Below are 10,270 nucleotides of genomic sequence, written 5' to 3'. Positions count from 1 at the left end.
CGAGGCGCGCGCGCGGCGGCCTCCGCCGGCCGCTTGGCGGGATTCGGAGGAACCGGGGAAGTCGTGGCCTCGGCGGGCCGGGACGGAACAGGTTTGGCGGGGCGTTGTGCTGACATTGGCCGGGATTATAATCCGCCGCATGAACGCCAGAACCGACTCCCCGCAGCAGGACCCCGATCCTGCCTCCGCCCCGCTCCCGCTGCCCGTAAAGGCCGCGCCCGACACCCAGAAGCCGCCCGTCGCCACGGAGCTTGCCGAGCCCGCCGGCCCGGACCAGCAGCAGTTCGTCGACTGGCTGCGATCGGTCGCGCCCTATATCCATGCCTTCCGGGGCAAGACCTTCGTGATCGCCTTCAGCGGCGAACTGGTCAAGGCCGGGGTGCTCAACGGACTGGTCAACGACGTGGCGCTGCTGCACGCGATGGGCATGCAGATTGTGCTGGTGTTCGGGTCCCGACCGCAGGTGGAAGAACAGCTCGCGCTGCGCAATGTCCAGTCGCAGTACGCGGAAGGCATCCGAATCACCGACAACGCCGCGCTGGAATGCGCCAAGGAAGCCGCCGGCGAACTGCGCCTCGACATCGAGGCCGCGTTCAGCCAGGGGCTGCCCAACACGCCGATGGCTGGCGCCCAGCTTTCCGTGGTGTCGGGCAACTTCATCACCGCGCGCCCGGTGGGCATCGTCAATGGCGTGGACTATCAGCACACCGGTCTGGTCCGCAAGATCGACGGCGACTCGATGCGCATGTCGCTATCGCACGGCAAGGTGGTGCTGCTGTCGCCGCTCGGCTTCTCGCCGACCGGCCAGGCATTCAACCTGTCGATGGAGGACGTGGCCAGTGCCACGGCCAGCGCGCTCAAGGCGGACAAGCTGATCTTCATCACCGAGGTACCCGGCGTGCCCGACCAGGTGGGCAAGCTGATGAAGGAAATGTCGCTGCGCACCGCCGTGGAACGGCTCCAGAACAACCACCTGCCGCCCGACGTCGCGTACTACCTCCAGCATCTGGTCAAGGCGCTCAAGGGCGGCGTGCCGCGCGCGCACCTGATCCCGTTCTCGCTGGACGGTTCGGTACTGCTGGAGCTGTTCCTGCACGACGGCGTGGGCACCATGCTGTCCGACAGCGACCTGGAAAGCCTGCGTGAAGCCACGCTCGACGACGTCGGCGGCATCCTGCAGCTCATCGCCCCGCTCGAGGCCGATGGCACGCTGGTTCCCCGTGGCCGCCATCTGATCGAGCGCGACATCGACAAGTTCTCGGTGATCGAGCACGACGGCGTGCTGTTCGGCTGCGCCGCGCTCTACGAATTCCCGCGCGAGAACATGGGCGAGATGGCCTGCCTGACCGTATCGCAGGAAGCCCAGGGCACCGGCGACGGCGAACGGCTGCTCAAGCGAATCGAGCGCCGCGCCCGCGCGCTGGGCCTGGAACGCCTGTTCGTGCTCACCACGCGCACCGAACACTGGTTCCTCAAGCGCGGGTTCGTCCACGCCACGGTCGACGATCTGCCCGAAGACAAGCGCAAGCTCTACAACTGGCAGCGCAAGTCGATGGTCCTGATGAAGAAGCTCTGACGCCGCAGTAACAACAAGGTCGGCAGGGGCATGGGCGGATACTCCCGCCCGGCCGGCCAGCTTGGCTACAATAGCGGCCAAACGAACAAGGAGTCCCTCATGGCCCGCACGGTCCATTGCATCAAGCTGAACAAGGAAGCCGAAGGCCTCGACTTCCCCCCGCTGCCGGGCGATCTCGGCAAGAAGATCTGGCAAAACGTGTCCAAGGAAGCCTGGGCCGGCTGGCTCAAGCATCAGACCATGCTGATCAACGAGAACCGCCTGAACATGGCCGACCCGCGGGCGCGCCAGTACCTGATCAAGCAGACCGAGAAGTACTTCTTCGGCGACGGCGCCGACCAGGCCGCAGGCTACGTGCCCCCGCCGGCGGCTTAAGCACTGCCGCTCGCTCCTTTCCCGCCCGCGGGAGGGGAGCCGGGGGAAACGGCCGCCACGTCGAATCCCGCTTTGCCGGGATTCACCGACCGCATGGTCCGGAATTGGCCGACTCCCCCATCACTTCCCGCCGTCCATATGCCGATCGGACTAGTCCGTCCCGCATAGCCTCTCCCCCACCTACCTCTACGCCCGGCGAATAGTCGGCAAATCGCCACAGGCCTAATCTGGCGTCACTCCCCAAAGTGACTTCGGAACCCGGCCATGGCCACCCCAAACCTCCCCTCCAGCAAGCCAGAACCCGTCCCTTCCGGTGCTTGGACGACGCTCTGGTCCAGCACTTTCGCCTTCACGATCTGTTTCGCCGTCTGGATGCTGTTTGCCGTGCTCGGCATTCCGCTCAAGAAGGAACTCGGCCTGAATGACACCGAGTTCGGGCTGCTGGCAGCCACGCCGGTGCTGAGCGGCTCCCTGATCCGCGTGCCGCTCGGCATCTGGACGGACCGCTACGGCGGCCGCGTCGTGTTCTTCGTGCTGATGCTGCTGACGGTGATCCCCATCTGGCTGATCTCGTACGCGCATACGCTGTGGCAACTGCTGGTGCTCGGGCTGTTCGTCGGCCTGGCGGGCGGCTCATTCTCGGTGGGCACGCCGTATGTAGCCCGCTGGTTCCCGCGCTCGCGCCAGGGCCTGGCCATGGGCATCTTCGGTGCCGGCAACTCGGGCGCCGCCTTGACCAAGTTCGTCGCGCCCGCTCTGATCCTGGCCGCCGGCACCTGGGAAATCGTGCCGAAGGTGTACTCGGTGGCGATGCTGATCACCGCCATCGTGTTCTGGCTGTTCTCGCGCAGCAATCCCGCGCACCGCGTTTCGTCGGCCACCAGCTGGCGTGCGCAACTTGCCGTCATGCGTGATCCGCGTGTCTGGCGCTATTCGCAGTACTACTCGGTCGTGTTCGGCGGCTACGTTGGCCTCTCGCTGTGGATGACCAAGTACTACATCGGTGAGTACGGCTTCGACATGAAGACGGCCGCGTTCCTCGCTGCCTGCTTCTCGCTGCCAGGTGGCGTGCTCCGAGCAATCGGCGGCTGGATCTCGGACCGCTACGGCGCGCACCGCACCACGTGGTGGGTCATGTGGGTCAGCTGGGTCACGTTCTTCCTGCTCAGCTACCCGAGGAGCGACTTCACGATCCACACCGCCAACGGCCCGGAGAGCTTCCATATCGCGCTCTCGCCGACGGTGTTCACCATCCTGATGTTCGTGGTCGGTATCGCGTTCGCGGTCGGCAAGGCTTCTGTCTTCAAGTTCATCTCGAACGATTTCACACACAACATCGGCGCGGTCTCCGGCGTAGTCGGTCTGGCCGGCGGCCTCGGTGGCTTCATCCTCCCGATCCTGTTCGGCGCACTGGCCGACCTGACCGGCATCCGCACCAGCTGTTTCATGCTGATGTACGGCGCGGTCTGCGTGAGTCTGGTGTGGATGCACTACAGCCAGCGCGCGGCAAACGCCAGGCCGACGCCCGAAACCCTGCAAACCGCCTGAGTTCGGTCTCCTCGCAAACCAACCTAACTGCATATCATGTCAAGTTCCGTACTGACCCGCTGGGAGCCCGAGAACGTGGCCTTCTGGCGCGACCAGGGCGAGCGCATCGCCTACCGCAACCTCTGGATTTCGATCCCCGCGCTGATGCTGGCGTTCGTGATCTGGATGCTCTGGAGCGTGGTGGCGGTCAACCTCGACCGCGCCGGCTTCCAGTTCACCAAGAACCAGCTCTTCTGGCTGACCGCACTGCCCGCGCTGTCCGGCGCCACGCTGCGCATCTTTTACTCGTTCCTGGTGCCGATCTTCGGCGGCCGCCGTTTCACGGCCATCTCCACGGCGCTGCTGCTGATTCCGGCGCTGGGCATGGGCTTCGCGCTACGCGACCCGTCCACCAGCTACCCCACGCTGCTGATCCTGGCGCTGCTGTGCGGCCTGGGCGGCGCGAACTTCAGTTCGTCGATGGCCAACATCAGCTTCTTCTTCCCGAAGGAAAAGAAGGGCCTGGCCACCGGCCTGAACGCCGGCATCGGCAACCTGGGCGTCTCCGTGGTGCAGTTCGTCACGCCGCTGGTGGTTTCGGTGGCCGTGTTCGGCGCGCTCGGCGGTGAACCGCAGACCTACAAGGCGGCCGACGCCACCCAACAACTCTGGCTGCAGAACGCCGGCTTCATCTGGGTGCCGTTCATCATCGTCGCCTCGCTGGCGGCATGGTTCGGCATGCACGACATCGCCGACGCGCGCGCATCGTTCGCCGAACAGGCCGTGATCTTCACACGCAAGCACAACTGGCTGATGTGCTGGCTCTATATCGGCACGTTCGGCTCGTTCATCGGCTTCTCGGCCGGCCTGGCGCTGCTGACCAAGTCGCAGTTCCCCGGTGTCAACCCGACGGCCTACGCCTTCCTCGGACCGCTCGTCGGCGCACTGACCCGCCCGGTTGGTGGCTGGATCTCGGACAGGCTCGGCGGTGCCCGCGTCACGCTCTGGACCTTCATCGGCATGATCTTCGCAGTCTGCGCCGTGCTGGCCGCCTTGCCTGCCGATGGCGGCGCGGGCAGCTTCCCCGCCTTCCTCGGCGCATTCATCGTGCTGTTCGCCCTGACCGGCATCGGCAACGGTTCGACGTTCCGCATGATCCCCGTGATCTTCCTGACGGAGCGCCAGCGCGCGGCCGGCAAGGACGCCGCCTCGCAGCGGCAGGCCGTGCAGGACGCCGGCAAGGAATCGGCCGCCGTGCTCGGCTTCTCGGGTGCGATCGGCGCCTACGGCGGCTTCTTCATCCCCAAGAGCTTCGGCACCTCGCTGGACCTGACTGGTTCGCCCCTTGCCGCGCTCTACTGCTTCATCGTCTTCTACGTGACCTGTGTGCTCGTGACGTGGTGGTTCTACGCCCGCCGCAACGCCGCAATGCCGTGCTGACAGAACGAACCCCACAGGAGAACCCTACAAAATGAGTCACTTTCTCGATCGACTGAAGTTCCTGTCGCGCGTGAAGTCCACCTACTCGGACGGACACGGCGCGGTGGTCAACGAGGACCGCAAGTGGGAAAACACGTACCGCAGCCGCTGGCAGCACGACAAGATCGTGCGCTCGACGCACGGCGTCAACTGCACCGGTTCCTGCTCGTGGAAGGTCTACGTCAAAAACGGCCTGATTACCTGGGAAACCCAGCAGACCGACTATCCGCGCACGCGCCCCGATCTGCCCAACCATGAACCGCGCGGCTGCCCGCGTGGCGCGTCGTACAGCTGGTACGTCTACTCCGCGCAGCGGGTGAAGTACCCCATGATTCGCGGCCGCCTGATGGAAATGTGGCGCGAGGCCCGCAAGACGATGGATCCGATTTCCGCCTGGGAATCGATCAGCCAGAACCCGGAGAAGGCCCGCCGCTACAAGAGCGTGCGCGGCCAGGGCGGCTTCGTCCGCGCGGACTGGCAGACTGCCACCGAGATCATCGCGGCGGCCAATGCCTACACGATCAAGCAGTATGGCCCCGACCGCGTGATCGGCTTCTCGCCGATTCCGGCCATGTCGATGGTGTCGTACGCCGCCGGCGCGCGCTACCTGAGCCTGATCGGCGGCGCCTGCCTGTCCTTCTACGACTGGTACTGCGACCTGCCGCCGGCCAGCCCGCAGATCTGGGGCGAGCAGACCGACGTGCCGGAATCCGCCGACTGGTACAACAGCACCTACCTGATGGTGTGGGGCTCGAACGTGCCGCAGACGCGCACGCCTGATGCCCACTTCTACACCGAGGTGCGCTACAAGGGCACCAAGACCGTGGCCGTGTCTTCGGACTTCGGCGAAATGGTCAAGTTCGGTGACATCTGGCTCGCGCCAAAGCAAGGTACCGATGCCGCCCTGGCGATGGCCATGGGCCACGTGGTGCTCAAGGAGTTCCACGCCACCGGCAAGTCGGCCTACTTCCGCGACTATGTGAAGCAGTACACCGACATGCCGCTGCTGGTGCTGCTGCGCGAGCAGGACGGCACGCTGGTGCCCGATCACTTCCTCCGCGCTTCGCACCTGGACGGCAATCTCGACCAGGCGAACCATCCCGAATGGAAAACGCTGGCGATCGACGACGCCACGGGCGAAATCGTCGCGCCGAATGGTTCGATCGGCTTCCGCTGGGGCGAAGCCGCCCACGATAACGGCGCGAAGGTCGGCCGCTGGAACCTCGAGATGAAGGATGGCGGCAGTGGCCGCGAGATCGACCAGCGTCTGTCGCTGATCGGTCATGAGGATGAAGTGGTCGAAGTCGGCTTCCCGTACTTCGGCGGCGAGCACGATGCCCTGCTCAGGCGGCGCGTGCCCACGCGCCGCCTGACGCTGGCCGACGGCACCACGGTTCACGTGGCCACCGTCTATGACCTGCAGATGGCCAACTACGGCGTCGACCAGGGCCTTGGCGGCCCGAACGTCGCCACGTCGTACGACGACGATGTGCCCTACACCCCTGCCTGGCAGGAAAAGCACACGTCCGTGCCGCGTAAGCTCGTCATCCAGGTCGCCCGCGAGTTCGCCGACAACGCCGACCGCACGCAGGGCAAGAGCATGGTCATCGTTGGCGCCGCGCTGAATCACTGGTACCACAACGACATGATCTACCGCGGCATCATCAACCTGTTGATGATGTGCGGCTGCATCGGCAAGAGCGGTGGCGGCTGGGCGCACTACGTCGGTCAGGAAAAGCTGCGGCCGCAGTTCGGCTGGGCGCCGCTGGCGTTCGGGCTGGACTGGTCGCGCCCGCCGCGCCATATGAACGGCACGTCGTTCTTCTACAACCACACCAGCCAGTGGCGTCACGAGAAGCTCGGTGTCGACGAAATCCTCGCGCCGACTGCCGACCGCGCGCGCTACGACAAGCTGTCGCTGCTCGACCTGAACGCCAAGTCCGAACGGATGGGCTGGTTGCCTTCCGCGCCGCAACTGGGCCGGAACCCGCTCGATGTGGTGGCCGAGGCCCGCGCCGCCGGCAAGGACCCGATCGCGGATACCGTGGAGCAACTGAAGTCCGGCAAGCTGCAGTTCGCCTGCGACGACCCTGACAATCCCGCCAACTTCCCGCGCAACATGTTTGTGTGGCGCTCGAATATTCTCGGCAGCTCCGGCAAGGGCCACGAGTACTTCCTCAAGTACCTGCTCGGCACGCAGAACGCCGTGTTCGGCGATGAGAACGATGCGATCAAGCCCAGCGAAGTCACAGTTCGGCCGGCCGCCGAAGGCAAGCTCGACCTGCTGACCGTGCTCGACTTCCGCATGAGCACCACCTGCCTCTACGGCGACATCGTGCTGCCGACGGCCACGTGGTACGAAAAGGACGACCTGAACACGTCCGACATGCACCCGTTCATCCACCCGCTCTCGGAAGCCGTGCAGCCGCTCTGGGAAAGCAAGACGGACTGGGAAATCTACAAGGCGATCGCGAAAACATTCAGCGAGATTGCCGGCCCGTACCTTGGCACACGCGAGGATCTGGTCTGCACCCCGCTGCTGCACGACACCCCGGGCGAACTGGGCCAGCCGTTCGAGCCGAAGGACTGGAAGCACGGCGAGTGCGACCTCATCCCGGGCAAGACCGCACCGTCGATGACCGTGGTGGAACGCAACTATCACGACATCTACAAGAAGTTCACGTCGATCGGCCCGCTGCTCGACAAGCTTGGCAACGGCGGCAAGGGCATCAACTGGAACACCGAGCACGAAGTGCACGAGATCGGCCACCTGAGCAAGACGGTGACCGAGCCGGGCGTCAGCCAGGGCCGTCCGCGCCTGGAAACCGCGATTGACGCCGCGGAGATGATCCTGACGTTCGCGCCCGAAACCAACGGCCACGTGGCCGTCAAGGCCTGGGACGCGCTGTCGAAGATCACCGGCCGCGACCACACGCACCTGGCTGTCGGCCGCGAGCACGACAAGATCCGCTTCCGCGACGTGCAGGCCCAGCCGCGCAAGATCATCTCGGCGCCGACGTGGTCAGGACTCGAGTCCGAGGAAGTCAGCTACAACGCCGGCTATACCAACGTGCACGAGCTGATTCCATGGCGCACGCTGACGGGCCGTCAGCAGTTCTACCAGGATCACCGCTGGATGCTCGACTTCGGCGAAGGCGCGTGCGTGTACAAGCCGGCGATCGACACCAAGACGATCAGCCCGATGCTCGGCAAGAAGCCGAACGGCAACCCCGAACTGGTGCTGAACTGGATCACCCCGCACCAGAAGTGGGGCATCCACTCCACGTACTCCGACAACCTGCGGATGCTGACGCTGTCGCGCGGTGGCCCGCACGTGTGGATCTCGGAAGTGGAAGCCAAGGCCAACGGCATTCGCGACAACGACTGGGTCGAGGTCTTCAACGTCAACGGCACGCTGACGGCGCGGGTGGTCGTATCGCAGCGCGTTCCGCAAGGGATGTGCCTGATGTACCACGCCCAGGAAAAGATCGTGAACGTGCCTGGGGCCGAGACCAGCGGTATGCGCGGCGGTATCCATAACTCGGTCACCCGCGCGGTGACCAAGCCCACGCACATGATCGGCGGCTACGCGCAACTGGCTTACGGCTTCAACTACTACGGCACCGTCGGCAGCAACCGCGACGAGTTCGTGATCCTGCGCAAGATGAACAAGGTGGACTGGCTCGACCAGCCGCTACGAGAAGAACGTACCTCTGCAAACGAAGCAGAAAAGATCGAAGGAGCAAGGTAATGAAGATTCGTGCCCAGGTAGCCATGGTGCTGAACCTCGACAAGTGCATCGGCTGCCACACCTGCTCCGTGACGTGCAAGAACGTATGGACAAGCCGTGAAGGTGTCGAGTACGCATGGTTCAACAACGTCGAGACCAAGCCCGGTGTCGGCTTCCCAAAGGAATGGGAGAACCAGGACAAGTGGCAAGGCGGCTGGAAGCGCAATGCCGACGGCAGCCTCACGCCCCGTCAGGGCGGCAAGGCGAAGATCCTGGCGAACATCTTCGCCAACCCGAACCTGCCGCAGATCGACGACTACTACGAGCCGTTCACCTTCGACTACGAGCATCTCCAGAATGCCCCGCTGATGCAGACGCCGCCCACGGCGCGTCCCGTATCGGCGATCACCGGCAAGAAGATGGAGAAGATCGAATGGGGTCCGAACTGGGAAGACGACCTCGGGGGCGAGTTCGACCAGCGCAGCCGCGACAAGCTGTTTGAAGACATCCAGAAGGACATGTACTCGACGTTCGAGAACACCTTCATGATGTATTTGCCGCGCCTATGCGAGCACTGCCTGAACCCGACCTGCGTGGCGTCCTGCCCCTCCGGCTCGGTCTACAAGCGCGAGGAAGACGGCATCGTGCTGGTCGATCAGGACAAGTGCCGCGGCTGGCGCATGTGCGTGTCGGGCTGCCCGTACAAGAAGATCTACTTCAACTGGCAGACCGGCAAGGCCGAGAAGTGCGTGTTCTGCTATCCGCGTATCGAGGCCGGGCAACCGACGGTCTGCTCGGAAACCTGCGTGGGCCGCATCCGCTATCTCGGGGTGATGCTCTATGACGCCGACCGCATCGAGCAGGCCGCGTCAGTGGCTGACGAGCGCGATCTGTACCAGTCGCAACTCGACGTCTTCCTCGATCCGCACGATCCGAAGATCCAGGCCGAGGCGCTGCGTCAGGGCATCCCGCAAAGCTGGCTGGACGCCGCGGTCAAGTCGCCGGTCTACAAGATGGCCTGCGAGTGGAAGGTGGCCTTCCCGCTGCACCCGGAATACCGCACGCTGCCGATGGTCTGGTACATCCCGCCGCTCTCGCCGATCCAATCGGCCGCGGAATCGGGCTTCATGGGCATGAACGGCGTGATCCCGGACGTGAAGAGCCTGCGCATTCCGGTCAAGTACCTCGCAAACCTGCTGACCGCAGGCGATGTGAATCCGGTGCTGTCCGCGCTGGAACGCATGCTGGCGATGCGCGCATACAAGCGCTCTGAATCGGTGGACGGCCTGCAGGACCTGGCCGTGCTCGAACAGGTGGGGCTGACGCCCGCGCAGGTCGAGGACATGTACCAGATCATGGCCATCGCCAACTACGAGGACCGCTTCGTCGTGCCGTCGTCCCACAAGGAAATGGCGGAAGACAGCTTCGACGAGAAGGGAAGCTGCGGTTTCAGCTTCGGCAACGGCTGCTCGGGTGGCACGTCGGACGGCTCGCTGTTCGGCACGAAGAAGCCCAAGCCAGAAGTGTCGTACGCCGACTTGCCGCGCTCGCGCCGCAAGGCCATCACCGGTTAAAGGAAGGAG

6 protein-coding genes are annotated in these 10,270 nt (G+C 64.7%); all 6 read left to right on the top strand.

The features are described from left to right. The first annotated feature begins 139 nt into the window (after window positions 1–139). The gene (gene argA / locus D769_RS07930; RefSeq protein ID WP_008643826.1) at window positions 140–1,576 is read left to right on the top strand and encodes an amino-acid N-acetyltransferase; all 1,437 of its coding nucleotides are present in this window, start codon (window positions 140–142) and stop codon (window positions 1,574–1,576) included. A gap of 99 nt (window positions 1,577–1,675) precedes the next feature. Continuing rightward, window positions 1,676–1,951 carry an oxidative damage protection protein gene (locus D769_RS07925; RefSeq protein WP_008643825.1) on the top strand — a complete coding sequence of 92 codons (276 nt, stop codon included), beginning with the start codon at window positions 1,676–1,678 and terminating at the stop codon, window positions 1,949–1,951. Window positions 1,952–2,215: 264 nt separating this feature from the next. Beyond that, the gene (locus D769_RS07920; RefSeq protein ID WP_008643822.1) at window positions 2,216–3,499 is read left to right on the top strand and encodes a nitrate/nitrite transporter; all 1,284 of its coding nucleotides are present in this window, start codon (window positions 2,216–2,218) and stop codon (window positions 3,497–3,499) included. A gap of 36 nt (window positions 3,500–3,535) precedes the next feature. Next, window positions 3,536–4,918, top strand: coding sequence for a NarK family nitrate/nitrite MFS transporter (locus D769_RS07915; RefSeq protein WP_008643820.1), 1,383 nt, complete (start codon window positions 3,536–3,538; stop codon window positions 4,916–4,918). A 31-nt stretch (window positions 4,919–4,949) separates the two neighbouring features. After that, the gene (locus D769_RS07910) at window positions 4,950–8,708 is read left to right on the top strand and encodes a nitrate reductase subunit alpha (RefSeq protein ID WP_008643819.1); all 3,759 of its coding nucleotides are present in this window, start codon (window positions 4,950–4,952) and stop codon (window positions 8,706–8,708) included. Next, complete coding sequence (gene narH, locus D769_RS07905) at window positions 8,708–10,261, top strand: nitrate reductase subunit beta (protein ID WP_008643816.1); 1,554 nt, start codon at window positions 8,708–8,710, stop codon at window positions 10,259–10,261. Before D769_RS07910 ends, narH begins: the two co-directional genes overlap by 1 nt. The last annotated feature ends 9 nt before the right edge of the window (window positions 10,262–10,270 follow it).

The sequence above is a fragment of the Cupriavidus sp. HMR-1 genome, assembly GCF_000319775.1.
Taxonomy (GTDB): Bacteria; Pseudomonadota; Gammaproteobacteria; order Burkholderiales; family Burkholderiaceae; genus Cupriavidus; species Cupriavidus metallidurans.
This window is presented reverse-complemented; position numbering and strand designations above follow the sequence as displayed.